The organism is Actinomadura sp. 7K507 (assembly GCF_004348425.1).
Lineage (GTDB): Bacteria > Actinomycetota > Actinomycetes > Streptosporangiales > Streptosporangiaceae > Spirillospora.
Genome location: NZ_SMKK01000128.1, coordinates 1 through 26,204, shown reverse-complemented (window position 1 = coordinate 26,204; position 26,204 = coordinate 1). Strand labels below are relative to the sequence as shown.

Here is a 26,204-nt window from a genome sequence, read left to right as displayed (position 1 = left end):
GTGAGGGGCAGTGGCGGGTCCGGTGGGAGGCGGGGCGGTGGTTCTGCCAGGCCGACGGGGAGTCGGGGAAGCGGTACGGGAACGAGACCATCCGCGTCGCCCCCGACGGGCAGGTGTCGATCAGGTTGCCCGCACCGCTGGCGCATCTGGCCAACGCGCCGCACGGCCGCTACGTCCTGACCGCCCGCGTCGCCTTCGCGCACCGAGCCGCTGAGTGGGCCGACCGGATCGAGATGGACCGGGCGGTGGCCTACCGCATCCACCACGACCCCGGCCGGGGCCGCTGGTACCTGACCGCGTCCTGGCAACGCCCCGCCATCCAGGCGGTCCCGCTCGAGGCGGCCCGCGCCCGCGGCATGATCGGGGTGGACGCCAACGCCGACCACCTGGCCGCCTACCACCTGGACGCCCACGGCAACCCGGTCGGCGACCCCAAGCGGTTCGGCTACGACCTGTCCGGCACCGCCACCCACCGGGACGCCCAGGTCCGGCACGCCATCACCACCCTGCTGCACTGGGCCCGGCGATGCGGCGTCGCCGCCATCGCCATCGAAGACCTGGACTTCGCGCAGGAAAAGACCCGGGAGAAGCACGGCCGACGCAAACGGTTCCGGCAGCTGATCTCCGGCTTCCCCACCGGGAAACTCAGGGCGCGGCTGGTCTCGATGGCCGCCGAGATCGGCTTGAGCATCGTCGCGGTCGACCCGGCCTACACCTCCCGGTGGGGTGCCCAGCACTGGCGCAAGCCCCTGTCCACCAGTAAACGTCCAATGACCCGCCATGACGCCGCCTCGGTGGCGATCGGCAGACGCGCCCTCGGACACCCGATCCGGCGACGGACGACACCACCCCGCACCCACCAGAGCGATGGGTACGGGCATCGGACCGTCCAGGCCGGATCAGGCGTCAGGGCGCGTGAGGGAACACGCCCACCCGTCACGGAACGCGCACACGATGCACGCCCCCGGACCGGAACACCACAGCGAACGCGGGCAACCAGCGCATCCAACACCGTTCGGGATACGCGCAGTACCGGGACATGGGTCCAAGACCCACTCCTGATCACTGTTTAGGAACGGTAGTCGGCCAGCTCGCCGTGCCGGACCCTGCGTGGGTCCATGTCCAGTGCGATGCGGCGGCCGGGGTCACGGTTCCAGTCCGGGGCCAGGCCGTGGGCGCGGAGCACCTCTATGACCTCGTCGCCAAGTGTGACGCGGGACTCCTCCGAGCCGTCGGGTGTGTCGTAGGCCAGGTACAGGGGGCGGCTCCCGGTGTCCTGCTCGTGGTAGAAGACATAGCCCCGGGCTTCCTCGTCCTCGCCGTCGTGGTCCTCGTCGCGGATCTCCAGCAGGCCGCACCGCTGGCAGCAGGCGAAGTCCTCACGCGCCACGATCGAGCGGGCGTTGAGCTCGTCGAAGACCTCGCTCAGCCGGTCGCCGTCGGCCGGACGCCCGTTCAGGCCCCTCTGCCAGGCCAGGTGTTCGGAGAACTCGTGCCGGAGCAGGTCCACGAGCCAGGCGCGCAGGTCTTCCTCGGCCACCCCCTCCAGTTCCTCGAACTCGCCCGCCCTGATCTCGATGGGCAGGTCGATCATCAGGGTGCCGTCGATGACGTTCTCGACGATCTCGTCGAAGGTGCCTTCGGCCATCGCCACCGGCGTGGCGATCTGGTCGTACCAGGTATCGAGGACCTCACGGGCGTCCAGGTCGGAAGGATGAGTGGGCATCGGGTCTCTCTCGATTCGAGTCCGGGGGAGGGCGGGCTCGCCCGTGATCTCGGACGGGCCGCTCCGATACCGACGCCGGCCGTGCCTGACGCGTTCCCGGCCCGGAGGCCCCGCCTCGCGGATGCCTGGGGGAGTCAGCCGAGGGGGCGGACCTGGAGGATGCCCTCGTCGGTCACGCGGGTTTCGAAGGCGGGTTGGCGGGCGGTGGCCGGGCCGTGGACCACGGCGCCGTCGCGGACGCGGAAGGTGCTGCCGTGCCAGGGGCAGATGACGCAGGCGTCGGCGTTGTCGTCGGTGACGACGCGTCCCTGGTGGAGCGGCCCGGCGAGGTGGCTGCAGCGGTCGGTGAGGACGTGGACGTCGTCGCCGGTGCGCAGCACGAACAGGCCGATGTAGCCGAGGCGGCGGTGTACGGGCCAGCCGTCCGGGAGTTCTTCGGTGGAGCACAGGTCGTGCCAGCCGAGGGCGACCAGGTGTGCGGTCTGGTCGGCGTGGCTGGCGCCCGCGGCCTGGCGGAAGGCGAGGTGGCCGCCCAGGTAGCCGCCCGCCAGGAGGGCGGTGAGGCCGGCGAAGCCGAAGGCGCGTCCGGCGGCGTCCCGCCCCTGGTAGCGGGCCATGAAGGACGCCGAGTACAGCGTGCTGGCCGTCGCCATGCCGGCCGCGTGGACGAGGCCGACGCGCTGCTGCTCGCGGTGCATCGCCGCCCAGTCGGCGATGCCGGTGAGGACGGTCGGGACGGCGCCGGCGAGCCCGGCGGCGACGAGGGCCTGGGAGGCGCGGCGCGTGCCCGGCATGAGGTCCAGGACGGCCGCGGACATCCACAGGCCCATGGGGACGTCGGTCAGCGGCGGGTGTGCGGGATGCCCGACCGGGACGCCGTGGAGGGCGTCCTTGACCGGGCCTGGGCGCAGTGTCCGCCGCACGGCCGTGGACAGGACGCGGATGGTGCGGTCCAGGCCGCGTGCATGCTCCAGGCCCTCCGTGGCGTCCGCGAGGCGCGTCGAGCCCTGCGGCCGGGACATGCGCCGGAAGATGTTCGTCCTGCGTTCCATGCCCCTCCTCCGCGGCTGTGCTGAGACGCCTGTTGCGACATTAGTCTTTCGCGTTCACCAGCGGCCAGTCTTACGTACCTGGAGGGGTGTGCCCTAAACCACGGGTCAGCGCGGCACGGGCTCCACGGTGACGGGGACGCCGTTGAACACGGCGTTGCCGGACAGGGGGTCGATCTCCTGTTCGTCGGTGACGACGTTGACGTTGACGCCCGCGTGCCGGTGGGCGACCTCTGTCCGGGTGCCGGGACGGTCGTGGCCCCAGCCGTGCGGGAGGCTGACCACGCCGGGCATGACGGTGTCGGTGGGTTCGGCGATGGCTTCGACCGCGCCTGTCCGGGACGCGACGCGGACGCTGTCGCCTGCGGTGACGCCGAGGCGGTCCGCGTCGGCCGGGTTGAGCTGGAGCGTGCAGGTGTTGGAGCCGCGCACCAGTTCGGGGACGTTGTGCAGCCAGCTGTTGTTGGAGCGCAGGTGGCGGCGTCCGATCAGCACCATCGCGCTGGACGGGCCGTCGCTCAGGGCCGAGTGCAGGCGGTCGACGTCGGCGGCGAACGTGGACGGGCACAGCTCGACGCGCCCGGATGTCGTGCAGAGGACGTCGTCTAGGCGCGGCTCCAGGGCGCCGAGGTCGAGGCCGTGCGGGTGCTCGGTGCGGAGTTTGGTCAGGGTGAGGCCGGACGGGTCGGCGCCGAAGCCGTCGCCGTACGGGCCCAGGCGCAGCATCATGTCGAGCCGCTGCTCGGTCGGCGTGCCGCTGTCGAGCATCTTGCGCAGTTCCTCGGGGTCGCGGCCGCGCACGGGCGACCCTTCGGCGGCCGCGGCCTTCGCCAGCGTCGAGCTGATGATCATCTCGTCGAGGGCGGCCGGGTCGCCGTCCGTCCCCGATGCGAGCAGGGCCAGGCGGGCGAGCACCTCGGACTCGCTGGGCCGCCCGTCCGGCAGCGGCACGACCGGCGGCGAGTAGCGCGCGTAGTTGCGGACGGCGAGCCCGACCAGCGCGATGTCGTAGTGCGGGGTCTGCACGGGACGCGGCGGCGGCAGGACCACGGTCGCGTGCCGGGTCGTCTCGTTCAGGTACGGGTCGACGCTCACCATGAACTCCAGCCCGGCGAGCGCGCGGTCGAGCCGGGCGGCGTTCGGGGCCGACAGCGCCGGGTTCCCGCCGATCGTGATCAGCGCCTTGATCTGGCCCTCGCCGGGCGTCTCGAGCTCGTCGGCCAGCGTCGCGACGGGCAGTTCCCCGTTGACCTCGGGCAGTTCGCGGACGCGGCTGCGCCACCGTCCCGTCGTGAACGGCTTCTTGCGCCGGTACGCGGGGGCGTGCGCGGGAAGCGGGAACATCGCGCCGCCGGGACGGTCGAGGTTCCCGGTGAGGACGTTGAGGACGTCCACGAGCCAGCTGTTGAGCGTCCCGTAGGCCTGGGTGCAGGTGCCGATCCGGCCGTAGACGGCGGCGCGGTCGGCGGCGGCCAGTTCGCGCGCCGTCCGGCGGATCGTGCCGGCCTCGACGCCCGTGACCTCGGCGACGCGCTCGGGGGCGAAGTCGACGGCGAGGGCGCGCAGGTCGTCCAGGCCGTTGACGCGCCCGTCCAGGTGCTCGGCGGACGCGACCAGATCCTCGGCGAACAGGGTGTGGACGAGCGCCATGAGGAGGAACGCGTCCGTGCCGGGACGGATGAACATGTGCTCGTCGGCGAGTGCGGCCGTCCGCGTACGGCGCGGGTCCACGACGACGACCTTCCCGCCGCGCGCCCGGATCGCCTTGAGCCGTCCGGGGAAGTCCGGTGCGGAGCAGAGGCTGCCGTTCGACTCCAGGGGGTTGGCGCCGAGCATGAGCAGATGGTCGGTGCGGTCAAGGTCGGGCACGGGGATCGCGAGGGGGTCGCCGAACATGTGCCCGCAGGAGACGTGTTTCGGCATCTGGTCGGCGGTGCTGGCCGTGAAGAGGTTGCGGGTGCCGATCGCCTTCACGATGGCGCCGGCGTAGAGGGGCCCGGCGATGGAGTGCGCGGTCGGGTTGCCGATGTAGACGGCGACCGAGTCGCGCCCGTGCCGCGCGATGACGTCGGACAGCCCCTTCCGGACGGTCTCGAACGCCTCGTCCCACCCGGCCGGCGCATGCTCCTCCCCGCCCCGGACGAGCGGCTCCGCCAGCCGGTCCGGGTCGCCGTCGAGGCTGCCGAGCGTCGCGCCCTTGGGGCAGATGAACCCCATGCTGAACGGGTCTTTCTCGTCGCCGCGGACGCGTGTCACCGTCCCCACGTCGTCCAGGGTCAGTTCGAGCCCGCACAGGGCTTCGCAGAGGGGACAGGTGCGGAACGCCGTGCGGTCGCCCATCGGGACACTCCTTGAGTACGGGACCGTCCCCCATCATGGCCCGTTCCGCCGGTACGCACCATTACGTGTGCCGTCATCCGCGGCGGCCAGGCATGGCCGAAACGCCGATTCGGAGTTACTTTGACAAAAGAGGACTTTTCGGCAGCGCTGGGAGCTGCTATGGAGCCGTGGGTCGCCTGGTTGCTGGTCGCCGCGCTGCTCGGCATCGCCGAGATCTTCAGCCTCACGCTGGCCCTCGGCCTGCTGGCCGCCGCCGCCCTCGCCGCCGGGCTGGCCGGCGCCCTCGGCCTCCCGCTCGCCGCCCAGGTCGCGGTGTTCGCCGTCGGCTCGATCGCCGGCATCGTCGTCGTCCGCCCGGTCGCCCGCCGCCACATCAGCCAGCCGCCCCCGCTGCGCTCGGGCACCGCCGCGCTCGTGGGCCGCGAGGCGCTCACCCTCACCGAAGTGAACCGCCAGGGCGGCCGCGCCCGGATCGGCGGCGAGGAGTGGACGGCCCGCCCCTACGACCCCGGCGTCGTCATCCCGGCCGGCGCCCTCGCCGACGTCCTCGCGATCGAAGGGGCCACGGCCCTGCTCTATCCGGTCTCCACCGAGGAGTGACGATGACCGACATCGCCATCACCGTCCTCATAGCCCTGGCCGCCGGGATGGCCCTGCTCGTCACCGCGGTGATGCGGGCCGTGTGGATCATCCCGCAGGCACGGGCCCGCAACGTCGAACGCCTGGGCCGCTACCACCGCACCCTCGAACCCGGCATCAGCTTCGTCATCCCGTTCGTCGACCGCGTCAAAGCCGGCCTCGACCTGCGCGAGCAGGTGGTCTCGTTCAAGGCCCAGCCGGTCATCACCGAGGACAACGTCGTCGTCCACATCGACACCGTGCTGTTCTTCCAGGTCACCGACCCGCGCGCCGCCGACTACGAGATCGTGAACTACATCAAGGCGATCGAGCAGCTGACCGCGACGACCCTGCGCAACGTCATCGGCACCCTCGACCTGGAGGCCACGCTGACGTCCCGCGACCGGATCAACACCGCGCTACGCGGCGTGCTGGACGACGCGTCCGGCAAATGGGGCATCCGCGTCACCCGGGTGGAGATCAAGGCGATCGAGCCGCCGCCGTCCATCAAGGACGCGATGGAGAAGCAGATGCGCGCCGAACGGGAGAAGCGCGCCGCGATCCTGACCGCCGAGGGCGCCCGCGCGTCCAAGATCCTCACCGCGGAGGGCGAGAAGCAGTCGACGATCCTGCGCGCCGAAGGCGCCAGGCAGGCCGCGATCCTGGAGGCCGAGGGCGAGTCGGCCGCGATCGAGCGCGTCTTCAACACCATCCACGAGGCCGACCCGGACCCGAAACTCCTCGCCTACCAGTACCTGCAGACCCTCCCGAAACTGGCCGAGGGCCAGGGCAGCACCTTCTGGGTCATCCCCAGCGAGGTGACCACCGCCCTACAGGCCGTCTCCCAAGCCTTCAACGGCTCCCTGGACGAAGCCAAGTCGGCCCTGGAGAAGGCCACACGCCGAGAGGAATCCCAAGAACTGCCCGAGCCCGATACCTCCTATGAGCTAACCCCCGGCAACCGCCAAAAAGCCGAACACTGATCACCCTAGTCAGACGCTCTCCAGTTCGGAGAACGCCACGTTCACCTTTATGCCTTCAGGAAGCTCCGTCTCCAGGGTCCCGCGGTGCACGGCCGCGAGCTGGTAGTTGCGTCCGCTCCAGTCGAGCCGGTGTTCCTCGATTCCCGTGATCTCACCGTCCTCCATGATGACGATCAAATAGGCAGGGATGTGCTGTGCTGCGTATTCGGCGCGCTTGTCGTTGAGGTCGACCTCATCGTCGATGGACGTGATCTCAACGGCGATGATGACGTCGTTCGACCAGAGCTTCTCACCACGCTCGACGCAATGCATGACACTGATGTCAGGTCGCCGCAGGGTGAACCGCCGCTTGTTACGTCGGCTTGCGTGCGGATTCGAGAACCGGTAGCGCATGTCCGCGTCTTGGAGCACGTTGATGCAAGGGCTCGGCGGACGTGCGGCCATCAACGCGATCGTCAAGTTTCGGGACACCTGTTGGTGTTCCAAACTCGGAGACTCCAGGAAGACGATCCTATCGCCCACGACCTCGATGGTCTTGCACACCTCGGATGGAAGGGCCTCGTACTCCTCCTCGGTGAGAGTGTAGATCGGGGGGTCCGTTGCCCACGTTGGAAGCGGCATGCCAGAACTCCTAGAACTCGGCCCGATGCCTGACCAGAGCCTATACGCGCCACGCTCGGAAGGCCGGTTGCCCGCAGTGAACAGGGAAGCGGCCGGGCGGGGGAGGCCGCCCGGCCGCTTCGGGGCGTGTACTGCAGGGGAACACGCCCTGGGGAGGGGCCCCGAGGCCGGGCCGTCCCTCCGGGGTGGGTCGGTGAGGTCCCTCTGATGGAGGTCCCGCTGGACGTCGCGGCCAACCTAACCCCATAAACACGAGACTCTCAAGAGAGCGAAGCGTACGTCTTTGTTGGCGGACGGGGGCGACGTGGCATGCTTGGCGTCCGATCCAGGCGGTCCGTGGGGGGCCGGGGCCCGGAGATGAGGCGATGAGCATGCGGGGAAAGACGGTCGCGGCTGCGGCCATGGCCGGGACGCTGGCGATGACGGCCGCGGCGTGCGGCAGTTCGGGGGATTCCGAGGCGAAGGGCGCCACCTCGCCGCCCGCGCCGTCCGGTGAGCCCTCGGAGCCGACGAAGCCCGCGCAGCCCGCCAAGGAGCCGATCATCCTCGCGTTCGGCGGCGACGTTCACTTCGAGGGCATGCTGCGCTCTCGCCTGAACAAGCCCAGGACCGCGTTCGGGCCGATCGCGAAGAAGCTGAGCGCCGCCGACCTCGCGATGGTCAACCTGGAGACGGCCATCACGACGGGCGGGACGAAGGCGCCCGGCAAGCAGTACGCCTTCCGTGCCCCGGCGACCGCGTTCAAGGCGCTGAAGGCCGCCGGAGTGGACGTCACCTCCATGGCCAACAACCACGGCATGGACTACATGGAGGACGGCCTACGCGACTCCCTGACCGCCATCAAGCGGACCGGGTTCCCGACCGTCGGCATCGGCAGGAACGCCGACGAGGCGTTCCGTCCCTACCGCGTGACCGTCAAGGGAAACAAGCTCGCCATCGTCGGAGCGACGCAGGTATTGGACGACAACCTGATCCAGGCGTGGACGGCCACCGACTCCAAGGGCGGGCTTGCGTCCGCCAAGAACGTCCCGCGGATGGTCCAAGCGGTGAAGGAGGCGAGCAAGGGTTCCGACGTCGTCATCGTCCACCTGCACTGGGGAGCGGAACTGGACCCCTGCCCTCTGCCGCGCCAGAAGGAACTCGCGGAGAAGCTCATCGCGGCTGGCGCGGACGTCCTCGTCGGCGGGCACGCGCACATCCCGCTGGGCGGCGGCTACCAGGGCGGCGCGTACGTCCACTACGGCCTGGGCAACTTCGTGTTCTACTCGGCCAACGGCAAGACGGCGGAGTCTGGCGTGCTGTACCTGAAGGTGGAGAACGGCAAGGTCACCAAGGACAAGTGGGATCCCGCCCGGATCTCCGGGGGCATCCCCATTCCGCTGAAGGGCGCCGAAGCCAAGTCGGCCGTCAAGCGGTGGAACGGGCTCCGGCAGTGCACGGGGCTCGACGCGCGCCCGTCCTGACGCCGTGAGCGACGATCTCTTGCCGATCGGGCGTTTCGCCCGGCTGTGCCGGCTGAGCGCCAAGCAACTCCGGCACTACGACGACCTGGGGCTGCTCGCCCCTGCCTGGACGGACCCCGCGTCCGGCTACCGGTACTACCGCCCCGCCCAGGCGCGGGACGCGCTGATGATCGGCCTGCTGCGGGCGATGGACGTCCCGCTGCCGGTCGTGGGCCGGGTCCTGTCCGGGGACGGGGGCGGCGAGCTGGAGCTGGCACGCGACCGGATCGAGGCCGACATCGCCCGGAGGCGGCGTGGCCTGCGGCTCCTGGACCGCGTGCTCGCCGAGGGGCTGCCGGAGAACGAGGTGTCGATCGTCCGGGAGCCGGCGCGGCGCGTGTTCGGCGCGCGTGAACCCGCGACGCCGGCGACGATCCCGGACGCGACGGCGTCGTGCGTGGCCCGGCTGCTGCCGCGGATGTCACCGGAAGGCGTGCTGATCGGGCTGTTCCCGCTGGACATGGAGGAGGAGTTCGACGTCCGCGTGACCGTCCAGGCGGCGGACGGCGACGACCTCCTGCCCGGTGGTTCGTTCGCGTCGGCCGTCCATGTCGGCCCGTACGAGGAGATCCCGCTCACGGTCCACGGCGTGCTCGCGTGGTTCGGCGACCACGGGCACACGCCCGCCGGACCCGTCCGCGAGGTGTACCTCAACGACCCCGCGACCACGCCGCCCGAACGCCTGGAGACCCGGGTGATGATTCGTGTGGCGGATGACCAGTGAGCCGCCAGCCCGTCCGATAGGCGGACGGGGAGCTATCGCGGGCCTTCCGGACAGGCGTAGTTTCACGGGAAACGAACGGGCTTCCGCGGAAGGCAGGCAGGCGGTCCTATGCGAGACCAGCGGGTGAGGTCGGGCGAGATCGAACTGGCCGTGCGGGTGCGCGGCGAGGAACACCGGCCCACGGTGGTCCTCGTCCACGGTTACCCCGACACGGGCGCGATGTGGGACGAGGTCGCCGAGCGGCTCGCCGGGCGGTTCCGCGTCGTCGTCTACGACGTGCGGGGCGCGGGGGCGTCCAGCAGCCCGTCCGACCCGCTCGACTACCGGCTGGACGCGCTGATGGGCGACCTCGGAGCCGTCCTGGACGGTGTGGGCGCCGACGAGCCCGTCCACCTGGTGGGCCACGACTGGGGTTCGCTGCAGGGCTGGGAGGCCGTCATCGGGGACCGGCTGCGGGGCCGGATCGCCTCGTTCACCTCGATCTCCGGGCCGGACCGGCGGCACATGGCGCGCTGGGCGCGGCAGGCCGTCCGGTCGGGGCCGCGGGGGGTGGCGGAGGTGCTCGGGCAGGCGCGGCGAAGCGTGTACATGCCGGTGTTCATGGCGCCGAAGGTGGGTGAGGTCGCGGCCCGCGTCCTGTCCGCGGGGTTCCCGCGCGTGATGGGGCTGCGCGAGGGCGCCGAGCCGCGCTCGGGCCACCCGGCCGAAACGCTGCCGATGGACGCCCGCAACGGCCTCGGCCTGTACCGGGCCAACATGGGCCGCCGCGCCACCCGTTCCGCCGGACCTGCCCGTTCCGCCGGACCTGCCCAGCCGGTCGACGAGGGGCGGACGGACGTTCCCGTCCAGCTCATCGTCCCGATCAAGGACAAGTACGGGTCGCAGTCGCTGCTGCTGTCGGCGCGCGGACCCGTGTCCCGCCTGTACGTGCGTCGCGCACCGGCCGGGCATTGGGTGGCGCGCAGCCACCCGGACCTCATCGCCCGCTGGGTCAGCGAATTCGTCGAGCACATTGACGGCGGACCAGAGACACCGGCCGTCGCCCACGCGCGCGCGGCGGCAGAGCCGGGCAAGGACTTCGGTGGCGATCTCGTCGTCATCACCGGGGCGGGCAGCGGCATCGGCCGCGCCACCGCCCACGCCTTCGCCGACTCAGGGGCCCGCGTGGTCGTCGCCGACATCGACGAAGGCGCAGCCAAGCGCACCGTGGACGAGATAGGCGCGGCCGGAGGCGAGGCCCACGCGTACAGCGTCGATGTCGCCGACGGAGACGCGATGGAACAGTTCGCCGACTACGTGCGCGACTCCTTCGGCGTCCCGGACGTCGTCGTCAACAACGCGGGCATCGCCATGGCCGGCTCACTCCTCGACACACCGGAAGAGGACTGGGCACGCATCCGCGCCATCAACGTGGACGGCATGTACCGGGGCAGTCGCCTGTTCGGACGGCAGATGGCCGACCGTGGCGAGGGCGGCCACATCGTCAACATCTCGTCCATGGTGGCGTACCTGCCCAACCCCGAACTGCCCGCGTACGGGGCGACGAAGGCCGCGGTGCTCCAGATGACGGAATGCTTCCGCCTCGACATGGACCGCTACGGCATCGGCGTCTCCGCCATCTGCCCTGGAGCCATCGACACACCCATCACCGGCCGCACCCGCTTCGTGGGCATGGCCCCCGGCGTGGACGGTGAGCTTCGTGAGCGGATGGGCCGCGCGGTAGAGCGACGGGGGTTCCCGCCAGAGAAGGTCGCGAAGGCCGTTCTGCGAGCCGTCCGGCAGGACACTCCGGTCGCGTATGTTGCCGCGGAGGCGCGCTTGGGCCGTGCCCTCTCGCGCGTGTCGCCCACCGCGAACCGTGCGATCGGCCGCTTCGGCCGCATCGCCGGAGACCGCCTCCTCGCGAACGTCGAAAGCCGGCACGGCTGACGTCAGGCGCTGACGTCAGGCGATGTCCACGTCCTGGTCCGCGTTTCGCTTGAGGGTCTGGGTGGGCGTCTCCCCGAAACGCTGCCGGTAGTGGGCGGCGAAGCGGCTCATGTGGAGGTAGCCGGTGGCTCCGGCGACGTCCGTCACCGTGCGCGGGCCGGGCTTGGCTTCGACGAGCGCCGTGCGGGCATGGTCGAGCCGCACCCCGCGCACGAGCTGCGTTGGGGTCAGCCCCCACTGGTCCTGGCAGATGGCCTGAAGCTGCCGGACACTGATCCCCACCGCCACGGCGATGTCGATGACGCCGATCGGACGGTGGTGATTGGCGTCGACCCAATCCCGGATCGCCCCGGCGAGATGGTGCGGGACCCGGGCGGGCGCCTCCGCGAGGCTCCCCATGGCGGTGTGCGGCAGGCCGAGGAGGATGGCGGTGAGCAGCGACTCCTCCAGGGTCCGCGCCGCCAGCGGATGCAGGCCCCCCTGCGCGGTCGCGTGGTCGAGCACGCCGCAGACATGCCGCCAGGTGCGTTCGACGATCGAGGACGGCGCGATCGCCGGCCCGTCCACGTTGTGGAAACGCAGCGGCGGGCGGTGCTGCCGTCCCAGATGACCGGCGAGGTGGTCGGCGAGCCGCCCGGTGCTCGTGGCGATGACCAGGCAGCCCAGCGTCGGGTGCGGCGTCATCCGCATCGGCTCGTCGTGGGACAGGACGAGGCTGCCTCCGGCGGTGTCCCGGTTCTTGGTGGACCTGTACTCGACGCCCATCGGCGCGATAGGCGCGCACATGGCGAAGTGTCCTTCGGTCGGTGGCGTGTCTACCACGACCCCACCGCCCCCGTAGCGCACCCAGACGAGATTGACCGCGCCGACGCCGATGGCGTTGACCAGACCGTCCAGCGGGAGGCCGGGCTCCCTGGCCTGGAGGTCGTGCCCAACGGCGAACGGCTCGACCGTGTCGTGCAGGACGTCGATGTCCTTGCTGACGGCACGCTGGTAGGGCGACAAGGGCGGTGAGGTCTTGGAAGAAGTCATGTTCGTGTCGGCGGCGCCTGCTCGTGAGAATCAGTGGAAAGGGGCTGAAGGTCGGTGGACAGCACACCACGGGCCCTCAGCCGAGGCATGACCTCCTCGGCGAAGTAGCCCAGTTCATCAGCGTAATTGAGGAACGACAGAGCGATACCGTCGAATCCAGCATTCGCGAACTCCGCGAGCGCGTCCGCGACGCCGTCGGGGTCGCCGACCAGCGGGCAGCTTCCGTGACCGGCGGCGAACCTGCCCCGGTAGACCTGCAGCATTTCGGGCGTGAACGACTGCGCGTGCAATCCCTGCAGCCGCATCACCTCGTCCACAGCCGGCCAGTCGGCCTGCTCGTCGGCGTAGTAGTGCAGGAACTCCTCCGCCTCGGTCTTCGTCGGGCGGCAGACGACGTGGCCGAGCGTGAAGACCCCGACCGTCCGTCCGTGGGACGCGGCCTCCGCGCGGATGGCCTTCACGATCTCCGCGCCGTCCTCGGGGCCTCCGACGACGGTGAACGCGCGGTCGGCGTTGCGCGCGGCGAACGAGCGCCCTTGCATGGACGACCCGGCGTTGATGACCGGGAGGCTGTGCCCGTTGTAGGGCTTGGGCCTCCCCACGACGTTCTTGAGCTGGAAGAACTCTCCCGCATGGTCGAACGGCTCGTCGGCCGACCAGATGCGCTTGACGACGTCCCACCACTCCTGCGCGAGCCCGTAGCGCGTGTCGTGGTCGTCGGGCAGCGTGAGCCCGAACATCTCGTACTCGGGGGCGTGCCAGCCCGCGACGATGTTCAGCCCGACCCGTCCCTTGCTGAGATGGTCGGCGGTCGCGAGCTGCTTGGCCGCGACGACCGGATGGTGGAACGCGGTGTGGACGGTGCTGAACACGCGCAGGCGGCTGGTGTGCGCGAGGAGCCCGGACGCCCACACCAGCGGGTCGAGGGCGCTGCGGTGGAAGTCGGTGTCGGGCCCCCAGTCGGTCCACCGCGCGACGGGCAGCAGGAAGTCGATGCCCGTCTCGTCCGCCAGCCGCGCGAGACGGAGATTGTTGTCCCAGGTCGCGTGCCACCTTTCCGGGGCGTTGGTGATCGCGAGCCCCGATTCGGTGTTGGGTGAGAACAAGCCAAGCTGGAATCCCATGCCGACCCCTTTACGTCCGTCAGCGTCCGGCAGTGCCCGCCCAGTATCGGAACCGCGCTGCCGATGGGGCAATGTCCAGATGCAGCCACGATGCACACTTTTCATCCTCGGGTGCCCGCACTGGGCCCCGGCTTCCGGGGCCGTACGAAACATTCCGTCATATCGGGATGGTGCCGAGAGCGAGTCGGTCGAAAGGCTCCTCCGGGCCGTTCGTATCATTTGTGCGGCCGTCCGTCATCGCGTAGACGACGACCTGTGCCGGGTCCGGCCGCCGCTCCTTGGCCCAGCGCGCCAATTCCTGGACGACCTCGGCGAGGTGCGTGCCGCAGGAATGCCCGGCCCGTGCCCGGTCGTCCAGCACGGCGGTCGTCTCCAGCCGCACGTGAAAGCACGACAAACGACCGCATCGGTCCATCGAGCAGGTTTGGTCGGCGTTGAGGGGAAGGGGAGCGGGGTGCATCAAGTGACACTTTCCGGCGTCGCGAGGCGGGGAATGCTGCAGCGGCTGGGCGTGCGGCTTCAATGATGCCCGACCGCACCCCGTTCCTCAACGCGAACGAGATAGTTCACCGCGCCGACAGGCTAGTGCTGAATATGGATATATACGGATTCAGAACGAATTTTGGTGGCCGCGGCGAACAGGACGGCGCGCCTCCCGACCCCAGGCCGGAGCCATCGAACGTCCCGTAGAGTGGCGTGCATGGCCGAGTACCCCAAGTCATGAAGGCCCGCGTCCTCACGCTCAACACGCTGTTCCGGGGCCGTTCCCGGGACCGCCTGGACGTGCTGGCCCAGCTCATGGAGCAGGCGGACTACGACGTCGTCTGCCTGCAAGAGGTCATATCGCCACTGAACCTGACCCGCCTCCGCCATGCGATGAAGTCATACCCCTTCATCGCCCACGCGCGGACGTTTCCGGTCGTGCGCGGCGGCCTGGTGACCTTTTCCCGCTGGCCGATCAGCCGCCGCCACTACCGGCCGTTCGCACCCACTCGCCCGCCCCGTCTCGAATGGCTGCTGCGCAAGGGCGCCCTGTTCACACGCGTGCGTCTCCCCGGCGGATTCCTGACGGTCGTGAACACGCACCTCAGCGCGAACATGGACATGCACTGGTCCCCGTCCAACGCGTACACGAAGGCCGAGGAATCCGAACTGCGGGAACTGGCGGCCCTCATCGGCAGGCTGGACCCGGCGGAACCCTTGGCGGTCATGGGCGACTTCAACGTCCCCCGTGACTACCACCTCTTCCAGGATTTCGCGTCCACCACCGGCCTGCGGGACATCCTCGCCGACGACACGGAACCCACCTACCGCGCCGACTACGCGGACATCGGCGCCATAGACCAGATCCTCGCCAGACCGGGCATGGAGACCACCGCACGCGTCGTCTTCAAGGAAGACGTACGCCTGGCCGACGGCAGCCTCAGCGTCTTGTCCGACCACTACGGCATAGAAGCGACCCTCACCATCCCCTAGGCACGGGCAGGCCCTCGGCTGGGAAGATCCGTCCCGGTTAGGGTGCTGGTATGTGCGACACGGCGGGCACACACGGGGAGGCGTCGGCGTCGATGCCGCGGCCCGCGGCAGGGACGGCGGTCGATCCGATCGCGCTGGAGCCCGTGGACGAGGTCGAGATCCTGACCTTGGTGGACAACGTCTACGACGCCCTGCTGACAAGCGACGAACGCACCCGCCGCGCGGGTTCCGGCACCGGGATGGTGAAGGCGCCGCAGTTCGAGGAGGGCCGCACCTCCACCGGAATGATCGCCGAGCACGGTTTCTCCGCGCTGGTCACCGTGCGCAGGGCGGGCCGCTCCCACACGCTGCTGTTCGACACCGGCCTGTCCCCGGACGCGATGGTCACCAACGCCGGACGGCTCGGCATCGACCTGGGCGACGTCCGGGCCGTCGTGCTCAGCCACGGCCACTTCGATCACGCGGGAGGGCTCGCCGGACTGACGGGCGGACGCGGCGTCCGGTCGCTGCCGATGGTGCTGCACCCGCTGGTGTGGACGAAACGCCGGCTCGCGGTACCCGGCCGCGAGCCGGAGGACCTCCCCACCCTGAGCAAGCGGGCGCTGGACCAGGAGGGCTTCGAGGTCATCGAACGCCGCGAGCCGTCCCTCCTCCTGGACGGCAGCGTCCTGATCACAGGCGAGGTCGACCGGACCACCGAGTTCGAGCACGGCATGCCGCCCCCGCACCAGGCCTGGACCGGCGGCGACTGGGTTCACGACCCCCTGGTCACCGACGACCAGGCCCTCATCGTGAACGTCCGTGACCGGGGCCTGGTCGTCCTGACGGGCTGCGGCCACGCGGGCGCGATCAACATCGTCCGGCATGCGCGGCGCCTGACGGGCGTCGACCGCCTGCACGCCCTCGTCGGCGGGCTGCACCTGGGCGGCCCGGCCTTCGAACCGGTCATCCCGCCCACCGTCCAGGCCCTCACCGAGTTCGCCCCGAACCTCGTCGTCCCGGGCCACTGCACCGGCTGGCGCGCACAGCACGCTCTGGCCGCCGCGCTGCCCGACGCCTGGGTACAGAGCAGCAGCGGCACCACCTACCGCCTCGCCGCCGCCAACTGACCGCCCGGCCGATGGCCCACCGGACGGCTGGCCGTTCCCCCATGGCCGGTAGGCGGGCGGCGTCAGGGAAGGGGGGCCGGACCGCCGACCTGCGGGCACGGTTGCGGCGCCATACCGGCCTCAGCCCCTCCGCGTACCGGGAGCGGTTCGCCGTGGTCAGGAGCGCTCCGGCTCGCAGTGCGGGCGGGCGAATCACCGGTGCACGGCCGCTTGGGTAACTTGGTGGTGTCGCGTCGTGAGAGGAGGGGCCGTGTCGTCCTCTCTCCTGCCGGGCGTCACCGGCACGGGGCGGCAGGTCTCGCAGGCGACCCGGCGGCGCAATCTCGGCGTCGTCCTGCGGGAGGTGCACCGGGACGGGGCGGTGTCGCGCACCGAGCTCGCCGACCGGATGGGCGTCAACCGGAGCACGATCCTGACACTGATCGCGAAGCTCGCGGCGACGGGACTGGTGCGTGAGGAGACGTCGGCGACGACGGGACGGGCGGGCAGGCCGTCGCTGGTGGTCCGTCCCGAGACCGGCCAAGTGTACGTCTTGGCCTTCGACGTCGCCGTGGACCGGCTCGTCGCCGCCAGGGTCGGGCTCGGCGGCGCGGTGCTGGAGCGCAGGGAGACGGTCCGGCCCCGCAGCCAGGACGATCTCGACGAGGTCGTCACCGTCCTCGCCGACTTCGGCGGCGCGCTCGTGGCGGCCGCGCCCCAGGGCGCGAAATGCGTGGGCGTCGGCGCGTCCTACTGCGGCCTGATCAGGGCCGCCGACGGGAAGGTACGGCTGGTGCCCACCATGGGCTGGACGGACCTCGACTTCGGCCCGGCGCTCGCCCGGCGGCTGGGGCTCGGACTGCCCGTGGCCGTCGGCAACGAGGCCCATCTGGGTGCCCTGGCCGAACACGAACGCGGCGCCGGCGCCGGCCACCGGAACCTCGTCTACCTCCACGGCGACGTCGGGGTGGGCGGCGGCATCATCGTCGGCGGCAAGCTGCTGGACGGCGACGAAGGCTACGCCGCCGAACTCGGACACATGATCGTCAATCCGTATGACGGACGTCCCTGCAACTGCGGTTCGCGTGGCTGCCTGGAGGCGGAGGTCGGCGAATCGGCGCTGCTGGAGGCGGCCGGACGCACCGGCGGGCCCCTCGGCCGCGAGGGCGTGCGGGCCGTCGTGAACGCGGCGGACAGCGGTGACGCGGCCGCCCGCGAAGCCCTGGACCGGATCGGCGACTGGCTCGGCATCGGCGTGGCCAACCTGATCAACCTGTTCAATCCCGGCGTCGTCGTCTTCGGCGGCATGCTGAGCGAGATCTACCGCGGCTCCGTGCCCCAGGTGGGTGCCCGCGTGAAGGGCGGTGTCCTGCCCGTCTCCCGCGAACGCGTCGCGCTGCGGACCGCCGCGCTCGGCTACGACTCGACCCTGACCGGCGCCGCCGAACTGGGCTTCGCCGCCCTCCTCACCGACCCCCTCGGCACCCTCGGCGCCTGACAGGGACTACCGGGTCAGCCGGGCTTGCGGGCCTCGATGAGATGGCGGGAGGAGTGCGCGACGAACGACCCGTCGCGCCGGATCCGCTCGTCCAGCTCCCGCAGGCGATCGCGATGGGCGCCGGTGGTGAAGCCGGGCACGATCCAGATCACTTTCCGCAGGAAGTACACGATGGCGCCGACGTCGAAGAACTCCATCCGCAGGCGTTCCGAGCGCAGGTCGACGACGTCCAGGCCGCTCGCCTTCGCGTCGGCGCTCTCGACGTCGGGGTGGCGCGCCCGCCGCGCTTGCGGTTGCGGCCCGAGGAAGTGCTCGGTCAGCTCGAACACGCTGGCCGGGCCGACGTGCTGCGCGAGATACGTCCCGCCGGGGGTGAGCACGCGGGCGATCTCCGTCCACCAGACCGTCGCGGGATGGCGGCTGACCACCAGGTCGAAGGCCTCGTCGGCGAACGGCAGCGGCGGCTCGTCAGGGTCGGCGACCACGACCACGCCCCTTGGACGCAGCAGCCGGGTCGCCTTGGCGACGTTCGGCGGCCATGACTCCGTCGCCGCCATCGTGGGTGGGAACTTCGCCGCTCCGGCCAGGACCTCGCCGCCGCCGGTCTGGATGTCCAGCGCCGCCTCGACCCCGGTCAGGCGTTCGCTCATCAGGCGCTGGTATCCCCAGGAGGGGCGTTGTTCCGTGGCGCGGCCGTCCAGCCAGGAGAAGTCCCAGCCGTCCACCGGAACGGTGTCGGCCTCGTCCAGCAGGTCTTCGAACGTGCGCTCCATGCCTTTCATGATCCCTTACTTGTGGTGCATCGGCCGAGGCGTCTCGGACCACCATGCGGTCAGGCGCGGTCCGCCCGACGCGCGACGCGGGCGAGTGACCGTGTCACGGCGAGTTCGGCCTGAGCAGGTCTTCGATGTCGGCCAGGAGTCGCAGTGCCGGCTCGTCCTCCATCCGGGCGAAGGCCGCACTGACCGCCGCGTATGCCGGGCCGCCGGCCAGCCACTCGACGACCTGCCGGTACGGGCCGGACGAGACGTCCCAGAACGCGTTGCTCAGCCGTGGCCGTCCACGCCTCCAGATCAGCTCCTCACTGGCGAACTCATGCAGATGTCTGAGGGCCGGCCCGGACGCCAGCGCGCCCCATTCATCCAGGTAGGGGTCCATGTCCGGCCCTGCTCCGGCGAGCGCACAGAGGGCCGTGGCCGCTGAAGGGCGGGCTGGATGAGTCGCCAGCGTCCGCGTCCAGAACGCGCGCAGGAAGGCCTCGACGGCGCCGCGCTGTGGCCAGTCCCGCCATCCGGCCTCGCCGAGCTTGGCGAAGACGATCTCCGCGTCCGGCCAGCCGAAGGCGTCCTCCGCGGCCAGGTCGAGCAGGCGCGGCGCGAAGTGGCGGAACTCCTCGGGGCCGCCCCACGTGCTCATCGCCTTGGCGGCGTACCGGGCAAGGTCGGCGGCCGCGAGGTCGCGGACCGGTCGGCTGAGCAGGGGCCGTCCTTCATCGGGGGCGACGCAGCACGGGCAGCCCTCCAGATTCACGGGATGCGGGACGTCCGCGAACGCCTCGTACAGGTCGTCGAGGGCGCTCATTCAGGACGTGCGGAGTTCGGTGATGGTGATCTTCTGCTTGGGTTCGCCGTCCTGGGAGCCGCCGGCCGTGCCGGCTTCGGCGACCTTGTCGACGATCTCCATGCCGGACGTGACGCGGCCGATGACGGGATAGGACGCGGGGAGGCGCGGCGCGTCGTCGTAGAGGATGAAGAACTGGCTGCCGTTGGTGTCCGGCCCGGCGTTGGCCATGGCCACGGTGCCCCGGGTGTAGCTGACACCGGCCGTGTTCTCGTTGGGGAAGTGGTATCCCGGGCCGCCGCTCCCGGTGCCCGAGGGATCGCCGCACTGCAGGACCTTCAGGGTCGGGTTCGTCGTGAGCCGGTGGCACGTGGTGCCGTCGTAGTAATTGTGGCGCGCGAGGAAGGCGAGGGAGACCAGCGCGCACGGCGCCTTCTCGTGGTCCAGCTCCAGGTCCAGCAAGCCGAGGTCGGTCTGGATCGTGGCCCCGGTCGGTATCGTCGACGACCTGGTCGGCGGCGTGCCGACGTCCTTGACCTCCCCGCCGGGTTCGGCCGGCGGGTAGGTGCAGGCCTGCACGGTGCTAGCCGGCTTCCCCATCGGGCTTCCGCCGGTCGTGCCCCCGCCGCCGGTTCCCTCGCGGCTCCCCGACCAGGCCGCGACGGCGACGCTGACGACGGTCATCACCGCGACGGTCACGGCCGCGCCGGCGACCAGCAGCGGGCGGCCGCTCCGCCGGGGCGCCACCGGAATCGCCGGATACGGAAGCCCGGCCGGAGGCGGCGGCGGCACCGGAGGCGGGAACATCCCGGCCCTTCCGGCGCCGTCCGGCGGCGCGAAGGGAGGCGGCGCAGCGGGGCGGGCGGCGGCCGAGGTGCCCTCCTCCAGGAGGTCCGTGCCGGTGCCGGCGCCCAGCAGGCGCCGCAGGACCTGGAGCGCGGTCGGACGGCTCGCCGGGTCCTTGGCCAGGCAGGACGCGACCAGGTCGCGCAGGTCGCCGGTCAGTGCGCCCAGCGCCGGCTCGTCGTGCAGGACGCGCTGCATGATCGCCGGCACGGAGTCGCCGCCGAACGGCGGGACCCCGTTCGCGGCGAACGCCATCGTGCAGCCCCACGCGAACATGTCCAGGGGCGCGCCGCCGGTGGAACCCGCCACCTGCTCCGGCGCCATGAAGGAGGGCGTGCCGACGGCGCCGGTCATGGTGGCGGACGTGGCGTCCAGCGGGCGGGCGATGCCGAAGTCGATGACCTTCGGGCCGTCCTCGCCGAGCAGCACGTTGGCCGGTTTGAAGTCGCGGTGGACGACCTCCGCCGCGTGGATCGCGGCCAGCGCGGTCGCGGTGCCGATGGCGAGCCTGGTCAGCTCGGCCGGGGAGACCGCGCCTCGCTCGGCGACGAGGTCCCGCAGCGACGGGCCATCGATGTACTCGCTGACGATGTACGGCATGTCCGTGTCGGCTTCGGCGGCGAGGACGGGCGCGGTGCAGAACGGGGCGACGCGCCGCGCGGCGGTCAGCTCCCGCTCGAACGCGATGCGGGCCCGGTGGTCGCTTCCGAAGTCGGCGTGCAGGAGCTTCACCGCGACCCGCTGCCCGGTGTCCGATTCGCCCAGGAAGACGGTGCCTTGGGCGCCCTCGCCGATGCGGGCGGTCAGCCGGAACCCGCCGACCTCACGGGGGTCGTTCGGGCGCAGCGGACGAGGCTCGGGCATTCGGCTCCTCCCGGCGGAAGCGGAGTGCGCAGACTATCTGCGGGTTCCCGGCCGTGGCGCTCCGGAGGACGTCATCGTGGCTCGGCGGGGTCGCGGGAGGACGCGATGAGGTCGCGGTACCAGGCGTAGGACTTCTTCGGCGTGCGCTTCTGGGTCTCGTAGTCCACGTGGACGAGGCCGAAGCGCGGGTGGTAGCCCTCGGACCATTCGAAGTTGTCCAGAAGCGACCACGTGTAGTAGCCGCGGATGTCGATGCCCTCGTCGATGGCTGTCCGCATGGCCTTGATGTGGGCGTCCAGGAAGGCGATGCGGGACGAGTCGTCCACAACGCCGTCCGGGCCGATCTCGTCGGGGAACGAGCAGCCGTTCTCCGTGATGTAGAGCGGCGGCAGGTCGTACCTGGAGTCGAGCGTACGCAGCAGTGACAGGAACGCGTCGGGGACGATCGGCCAGCCCATTCCGGTCGTCGGGTACTCGGTGATGTCCACCATGTCGAAGGGAAGCGGCCCTTCGGACGGGGTCGTCAACCGTGTCGGCTGGTAGTAGTTCACGCCCAGGAAGTCGATGGGTGTGGCGATGACGGCGAGGTCCTCGGGGCGGACGTAGGGCGCGTCGCCCACCAGGTCGGGGTAGCGGCCGAGGAGGACGGGGTCGGTGAACAGCCGGTTCATGAACCCGTCGAAGGCGTCCGCCGCCGGCTGGTCGCCGGGGGACGCGGCCCAGGCCGGGGAGTAGTGGTTCGTCAGGCCGATGTTGCGGGCGTTGCGGCCGCGCAGGGCGTGGACGGCGAGTCCGTGGGCGAGGAGCTGGTGGTGGGCGGTGGGGAGCGCGTCGAGCATGAGCGTCCGGCCGGGGGCGTAGACGCCGAACGCGTAGCCGTAGGCCGTCACGACCACCGGCTCGTTGAGGGTTATCCACACTTCCACGCGGTCGGCGAGGCGCTCGGCGGCGAGGTAGGAGAATTCGGCGAACCGGTAGGCGGTGTCACGTTCCATCCAGCCGCCTGCGTCTTCGAGAGGCTGCGGGAGGTCCCAGTGGTAGAGCGTCGCGGCGGGCGCGATGCCCGCGGCGAGCAGGCCGTCCACCAGGCGGTCGTAGAAGTCGAGGCCCTTGCTGTTGACCGGCCCGCTCCCGGACGGCTGGACGCGCGGCCACGCGATCGAGAAGCGGTAGGAGTCGACCCCGAGGCCGGCCATCAGCGCGACGTCCTCGGGCCACCGGTGATAGTGGTCGCAGGCGACGTCACCGGTGTGGCCGTCGCGGACGCGTCCCGGCGTGCGGGAGAACGTGTCCCAGGTGGACGGTCCCCGCCCGTCCTCGCCGACCGCCCCCTCGATCTGGTAGGCGGCGGTGGCGACACCCCAGCGGAAGCCTTGCGGTAGCCCCATCGTGTCCCTCCCCGGCATGCCCTGCGCAAAATGCGAATAGCTTTCGGATATTAGTGCCCGGTCGGCGTCCGGGGAAGCTCGCACATGCCGAGGGCCGTCATGTTCGGGTGACAATGGTGGGGTGACCGAGATCCGGACTCCGCTCCGCCGCCTCCCCGCCCAGCGCCGCAGCGCCGAACGCGTCCAGCGGATGCTCGACGCCTGCGCCGCCATCCTCGACGAGGACGGTTACGACGGCCTCACCACGACGCGCATCGCCCAGCGCGCCGACGTGGCCATCGGCTCGGTGTACCAGTTCTTCCCCGACAAGCGCGCCGTCGCGCAGTCCCTCGCGCTGCGCAACCTGGAGGAGTTCGGGGAGCGTATCTCGGCGCGGCTGGCCGAGGACGACTTCGCCGACTGGTCCGACACGGTCGGCGCGATCATCGAGATCTTCGTGGACATGCACCGGACCGTCCCCGGCTTCCGGGTGCTGCGGTTCGGCGACGTCGCGGACGTCAACCTGCTCGACTCCGACGCCGACAACAACGCGGTCGTCGCCGACCGGCTCCGCCAGATGATCGTCGAGACGTTCGACCTCCAGGACACCCCGGGTCTGGCCACCGCCCTCGCCATCGCGGTGGAGGCCGGTGACGCCGTGCTGAAGATGGCGTTCCGCAGCGACCCCGACGGAGACCCGATGATCCTCGCGGAGGCGGAGCGGCTGATCCACGGCTATCTGGCCTCCCACCTCGAGGAGACCTGATCCGGGTCGTCCCTTCTGTGGCAGACTCCGCGAAAACGCTACAGAACGGGTGAGTCCGCTGGACGAGCAACAGTTCCAGGCGCAGACCAGGCTGCTGATCCGGCAGCGCATTCGCCTGATGGTGAACCAGTACGAGGTGCACGCCGAGGCACCGGGCGGCAAGGAGGGCGAGCTGCTCGCCTTCGCGCAGCAGAAGCGCATGGCGTTCAAGGAGCAGGTGACCCTGTACGCCGACGCCGCCAAGACCCGTCCGATCCTCGGTTTCAAGGCCCGCAAGCGCATCGACCTCGCCTCCGCGTACGACGTCACGGACGCGCACGGGCAGCCCCTCGGTGTCTTCCGCAAGGACTTCAAGAAGTCGCTGGTCTCCTCCACGTGGCATCTGGAGCAGCCTGGCCTCGGCGTGACGACGGGCGCGGAACGCAACCAGGCCGTCGCGGTCCTGCGACGTGTCTGGCAGTTCATCCCGTTCGTGGACGCCATCCCCTTCGCCTGGCCGTACCACTTCGACTTCCGCGCCGATGACCAGGTCGTGTTCTCGGTCGTCAAGAAGTTCGGACTCCGTGACCGCTACGTCGTCGATATCCACGACCCCCGCCTGGACCGCCGCCTGGTCATCGCGCAGGCCGTGGGCCTGGACGCCCTCCAGTCCCGCTGACCCGCCGACCCGAGGCGAGCCGACCGGGCGCACCGGTTTCTCGGACGGGTTCCCGGATGACGCTGGCCTCCCGGCGCTTTACATGTTACGAAGAGATGTAAAGCCGTGGGCGGAGCACACCCGCGTCGCGATCGTGCGGCGTCATCCCCCGGAGGAGGATTCCCCCGTGAGTTCCTACGACCTCTACTCCACACCGGTCCCGACGGAGACATGGAACGTCCCGATGGCGGGCGACACCCGCTTCACCTGGGAGTACGACGATGGCCGCGACCGGCTGCTGAACCTGTACCAGAAGGGCAAGGACAAGCAGTGGGACGCGCAGAAGCGCATCGACTGGGGCCTTGAGGTCGATCCGGTCAACGTCGCCGGCCTGCCGGAGACCTTCAACCCCCTGTTCGGCTCCGACATCTGGGAGAAGATGTCGCAGAAGGAGCGCGACGAGTTCGGGCGCCACCAGGGCTCGTGGCTGTTCAGCCAGTTCCTGCACGGCGAGCAGGGCGCCCTGAACGTGTCGGCGCGCATCGTGCAGTCCGTCCCGGACCTGGACTCCAAGTTCTACGCCGCGACCCAGACGATGGACGAGGCGCGGCACGTCGAGCTGTACACGAAGTTCGTGCACGAGAAGATCGGCATGTACTACCCGGTCAACCAGGACCTGGCGAAGCTGCTCGCCGAGGCCCTGGAGGACAGCCGGTGGGACCTGCCGTACCTCGGTATGCAGGTCCTCATCGAGGGCCTCGCCCTGGCCGCGTTCGGCCTCTACCGCGACATGTCGACGAACCCCCTGGTCAAGCAGCTCCTCGCCTACGTCATGCAGGACGAGGCGCGGCACGTGGCGTTCGGCAGGCTCGCGCTCAAGGACTACTACGCCGAGCTCACCGACAAGGAGCGGGCCGAGCGCGAGGAGTTCGTCGTCGAGGGCTGCTACCTGATGCGGGACCGTTTCAAGGGACGCGAGGTTTTCGAGCAGCTCGACATGCCGGTCGACAAGTGCATGGAATTCGTCGACAACTCGGACATGTACACGCTCTATCAGTCCCTGCTGTTCAGCCGGATCGTCCCGTGCGTCCGGGACGTCGGCCTCTGGGGCGACAAGGTGCAGGCCGCATACGAGGACATGGGCGTCCTCGACAACGCCAAGGCCGACCTTGAGGCCCTCATGAAGCAGGACGAGGATATCGCCGAGAAGGTCGACGAGGAACGCTACGCCGTCGAACTCGCCGCCCGCCAGAACGAGGTGGACGAGGCCATCACCCTCGGCACCGCCGACTAGGCGTGCTGATCAGGCGGCCGGCGGTGCACGAGTAGCCGGAGAGCGGCACGCGGGGGCGTCCTTCGGGGCGCCCCCGTTCCGCGTTCGCGGGCTTTATCGGATCTTGTCGCCATTTGGCGCGGCCGGGAATCGCGCTGATCAATTCTTGTAGATCTATATGGCGTTTACCAATTGATGCTCCAAGTCGCCGTGTGAACCTCGGTGCTGTACTAATGTCGCCGTTCGACGATGCGCCGGATCCTGCAAACCGAACGGGCGCACATCACAGTGAGGTCTTTCATCCTCGGGCGACGCGACAGCACCGGATCGCCGGGTCGAACCCGAGGAAAAGGCCCAGTGCAGGGTCAATCCGAAAACCCCGGGGGGAAAGCATGAACCGATCCGTCAAGAGCCTGCTGAGCGTCTCCGTCCTCGCTCCCGTCGCGGCGCTCACCGTCGCGGCCGCGCCGGCGAGCGCCGCGCCCGGCCCGTCCACCACGCTTCTCTACGAGTCGTACGCCGCCGCCGCGCCGGTCGCCCGGACGCTGCCCGAGCCCGTCACGCAGACCGCCGGCCAGACCGCCGAGCTGACCACGCTCACGGTCGACAGCGCCCTCGGCTCCGCGTCCCGCGCCGACGGCCGCTCGGCGGCGAAGGCGCTGCCCGTCCCGGCCGGTGGCGCGGGTGAGGCGCTCGGCGGCGCCGGCGACCTGCCCGGGACGGCCCTCGGGAGCCTCGACGGCGTCGGAGCGGGCGTGGGCAACAGCAAGCTCGGAGGGCTCCCGGGCGCGCAGGCCCTCCCCGGCGCCCGCCACACCCAGGCGCCGCTGAGCATGCCCCTGGCGGACGTCCCGTCCACGCTCGCCGACGCGGAACCGGCGGGCCTGCCCGTCGGCACGACGCTCTTCCCGCCGACGGGGCGGTCCGCGCAGCCGGGGCCGGCCGACGACGTGCTCGGCCAGGCGAACGGGGCGGTCAACCAGGTCGGCACCGCCCTCGATGAGACGGAGAACGGCGTCGGCCAGACGGTGGAGGTGCTGAAGGCGCGCGACCGCGTCGGGGGTGCGGACGAGGGGCCGGTGTCCCTGCTGAACTCGGCGGGTCTCGAGTTGCCGAGCGCGCCCGGCCTGGGCTGACCCGGCACGGTACCAAACGGGGCGTTCCGCAGATGTCGTTACATC

The 26,204-nt window shown here is 70.6% G+C and carries 23 protein-coding genes and 1 pseudogene; 13 read left to right on the top strand and 11 right to left on the bottom strand.

Going from position 1 to position 26,204, the window contains the following annotated elements:
- A pseudogene (locus E1285_RS26340) lies at positions 1-1,073 on the top strand (IS200/IS605 family accessory protein TnpB-related protein); the annotation flags it as partial.
- Here E1285_RS26340 and E1285_RS26335 read toward each other — a convergent pair.
- The 3 genes from E1285_RS26335 to E1285_RS26325 all read right to left on the bottom strand — a co-directional run bounded on the left by E1285_RS26335 (position 1,070) and on the right by E1285_RS26325 (position 5,115).
- On the bottom strand, positions 1,070-1,726 hold the full coding sequence (locus E1285_RS26335; RefSeq protein WP_132156624.1) for a hypothetical protein: 657 nt from the start codon (positions 1,724-1,726) through the stop codon (positions 1,070-1,072). The pseudogene E1285_RS26340 and the gene E1285_RS26335 sit on opposite strands and share 4 nt — an antisense overlap.
- Positions 1,727-1,860: 134 nt before the next feature.
- Entirely contained in the window at positions 1,861-2,778 is a 918-nt protein-coding gene (locus tag E1285_RS26330) for a Rieske (2Fe-2S) protein (protein WP_132156622.1), read from the bottom strand.
- Positions 2,779-2,883: 105 nt separating this feature from the next.
- Positions 2,884-5,115 (bottom strand): molybdopterin oxidoreductase family protein, encoded by a 2,232-nt coding sequence (locus tag E1285_RS26325; RefSeq protein ID WP_132156620.1) that lies wholly within the window; start codon positions 5,113-5,115, stop codon positions 2,884-2,886.
- A gap of 159 nt (positions 5,116-5,274) precedes the next feature.
- On the opposite strand from E1285_RS26325, the gene E1285_RS26320 reads away from it, so the two are divergent.
- Both E1285_RS26320 and E1285_RS26315 read left to right on the top strand, forming a co-directional pair.
- Complete coding sequence (locus E1285_RS26320) at positions 5,275-5,715, top strand: NfeD family protein (RefSeq protein WP_132156618.1); 441 nt, start codon at positions 5,275-5,277, stop codon at positions 5,713-5,715.
- 2 nt (positions 5,716-5,717) lie between these two features.
- On the top strand, positions 5,718-6,716 hold the full coding sequence (locus E1285_RS26315) for an SPFH domain-containing protein (RefSeq protein ID WP_132156616.1): 999 nt from the start codon (positions 5,718-5,720) through the stop codon (positions 6,714-6,716).
- 9 nt (positions 6,717-6,725) lie between these two features.
- Here the strand turns inward: E1285_RS26315 and E1285_RS26310 are convergent, their stop codons facing one another.
- Positions 6,726-7,337, bottom strand: coding sequence for a Uma2 family endonuclease (locus tag E1285_RS26310; RefSeq protein ID WP_132156614.1), 612 nt, complete (start codon positions 7,335-7,337; stop codon positions 6,726-6,728).
- Positions 7,338-7,702: 365 nt separating this feature from the next.
- On the opposite strand from E1285_RS26310, the gene E1285_RS26305 reads away from it, so the two are divergent.
- From E1285_RS26305 to E1285_RS26295, 3 genes are all read left to right on the top strand, one after another.
- Positions 7,703-8,800 (top strand): CapA family protein, encoded by a 1,098-nt coding sequence (locus E1285_RS26305; protein ID WP_347814102.1) that lies wholly within the window; start codon positions 7,703-7,705, stop codon positions 8,798-8,800.
- A 4-nt stretch (positions 8,801-8,804) separates the two neighbouring features.
- A complete protein-coding gene (locus E1285_RS26300) occupies positions 8,805-9,563 on the top strand; it encodes a GyrI-like domain-containing protein (RefSeq protein WP_132156612.1) in 759 nt (252 codons plus the stop codon).
- A gap of 108 nt (positions 9,564-9,671) precedes the next feature.
- The gene (locus tag E1285_RS26295) at positions 9,672-11,492 is read left to right on the top strand and encodes an SDR family oxidoreductase (RefSeq protein WP_132156610.1); all 1,821 of its coding nucleotides are present in this window, start codon (positions 9,672-9,674) and stop codon (positions 11,490-11,492) included.
- Between the two features lie 15 nt (positions 11,493-11,507).
- Here the strand turns inward: E1285_RS26295 and E1285_RS26290 are convergent, their stop codons facing one another.
- The 3 genes from E1285_RS26290 to E1285_RS26280 form a co-directional block, all read right to left on the bottom strand.
- A complete protein-coding gene (locus tag E1285_RS26290; RefSeq protein WP_132156608.1) occupies positions 11,508-12,524 on the bottom strand; it encodes a helix-turn-helix transcriptional regulator in 1,017 nt (338 codons plus the stop codon).
- Entirely contained in the window at positions 12,521-13,648 is a 1,128-nt protein-coding gene (locus E1285_RS26285) for an LLM class flavin-dependent oxidoreductase (protein WP_132156606.1), read from the bottom strand. Before E1285_RS26285 ends, E1285_RS26290 begins: the two co-directional genes overlap by 4 nt.
- Positions 13,649-13,805: 157 nt before the next feature.
- Entirely contained in the window at positions 13,806-14,030 is a 225-nt protein-coding gene (locus tag E1285_RS26280; RefSeq protein WP_132156604.1) for a hypothetical protein, read from the bottom strand.
- Positions 14,031-14,368: 338 nt separating this feature from the next.
- On the opposite strand from E1285_RS26280, the gene E1285_RS26275 reads away from it, so the two are divergent.
- The 3 genes from E1285_RS26275 (at position 14,369) to E1285_RS26265 (ending at position 17,710) form a co-directional block, all read left to right on the top strand.
- The gene (locus tag E1285_RS26275) at positions 14,369-15,124 is read left to right on the top strand and encodes an endonuclease/exonuclease/phosphatase family protein (RefSeq protein WP_132156602.1); all 756 of its coding nucleotides are present in this window, start codon (positions 14,369-14,371) and stop codon (positions 15,122-15,124) included.
- Between the two features lie 50 nt (positions 15,125-15,174).
- The gene (locus E1285_RS26270; protein ID WP_132156600.1) at positions 15,175-16,233 is read left to right on the top strand and encodes an MBL fold metallo-hydrolase; all 1,059 of its coding nucleotides are present in this window, start codon (positions 15,175-15,177) and stop codon (positions 16,231-16,233) included.
- A gap of 250 nt (positions 16,234-16,483) precedes the next feature.
- Positions 16,484-17,710: an ROK family transcriptional regulator gene (locus tag E1285_RS26265; RefSeq protein WP_243723060.1), complete on the top strand. Its 1,227-nt coding sequence runs from the start codon at positions 16,484-16,486 to the stop codon at positions 17,708-17,710.
- A gap of 14 nt (positions 17,711-17,724) precedes the next feature.
- Here the strand turns inward: E1285_RS26265 and E1285_RS26260 are convergent, their stop codons facing one another.
- The 4 genes from E1285_RS26260 to E1285_RS26245 all read right to left on the bottom strand — a co-directional run bounded on the left by E1285_RS26260 (position 17,725) and on the right by E1285_RS26245 (position 22,368).
- Complete coding sequence (locus tag E1285_RS26260; RefSeq protein WP_132156598.1) at positions 17,725-18,483, bottom strand: class I SAM-dependent methyltransferase; 759 nt, start codon at positions 18,481-18,483, stop codon at positions 17,725-17,727.
- A 103-nt stretch (positions 18,484-18,586) separates the two neighbouring features.
- Entirely contained in the window at positions 18,587-19,291 is a 705-nt protein-coding gene (locus E1285_RS26255; protein WP_132156596.1) for a hypothetical protein, read from the bottom strand.
- The gene (locus E1285_RS26250; protein WP_132156594.1) at positions 19,292-20,980 is read right to left on the bottom strand and encodes a peptidylprolyl isomerase; all 1,689 of its coding nucleotides are present in this window, start codon (positions 20,978-20,980) and stop codon (positions 19,292-19,294) included. It lies immediately after the preceding gene.
- Positions 20,981-21,051: 71 nt separating this feature from the next.
- Positions 21,052-22,368 carry a GH1 family beta-glucosidase gene (locus E1285_RS26245; protein ID WP_132156592.1) on the bottom strand — a complete coding sequence of 439 codons (1,317 nt, stop codon included), beginning with the start codon at positions 22,366-22,368 and terminating at the stop codon, positions 21,052-21,054.
- A gap of 121 nt (positions 22,369-22,489) precedes the next feature.
- Between E1285_RS26245 and E1285_RS26240 the strand changes: the two genes are divergently transcribed.
- From E1285_RS26240 to E1285_RS26225, 4 genes are all read left to right on the top strand, one after another.
- Positions 22,490-23,113 carry a TetR/AcrR family transcriptional regulator gene (locus tag E1285_RS26240; protein ID WP_132156590.1) on the top strand — a complete coding sequence of 208 codons (624 nt, stop codon included), beginning with the start codon at positions 22,490-22,492 and terminating at the stop codon, positions 23,111-23,113.
- Between the two features lie 49 nt (positions 23,114-23,162).
- Entirely contained in the window at positions 23,163-23,771 is a 609-nt protein-coding gene (locus E1285_RS26235; protein ID WP_243723059.1) for a hypothetical protein, read from the top strand.
- Positions 23,772-23,937: 166 nt separating this feature from the next.
- Complete coding sequence (locus E1285_RS26230; protein ID WP_132156588.1) at positions 23,938-25,044, top strand: ferritin-like domain-containing protein; 1,107 nt, start codon at positions 23,938-23,940, stop codon at positions 25,042-25,044.
- A 371-nt stretch (positions 25,045-25,415) separates the two neighbouring features.
- Positions 25,416-26,159: a hypothetical protein gene (locus tag E1285_RS26225; RefSeq protein WP_132156586.1), complete on the top strand. Its 744-nt coding sequence runs from the start codon at positions 25,416-25,418 to the stop codon at positions 26,157-26,159.
- The last annotated feature ends 45 nt before the right edge of the window (positions 26,160-26,204 follow it).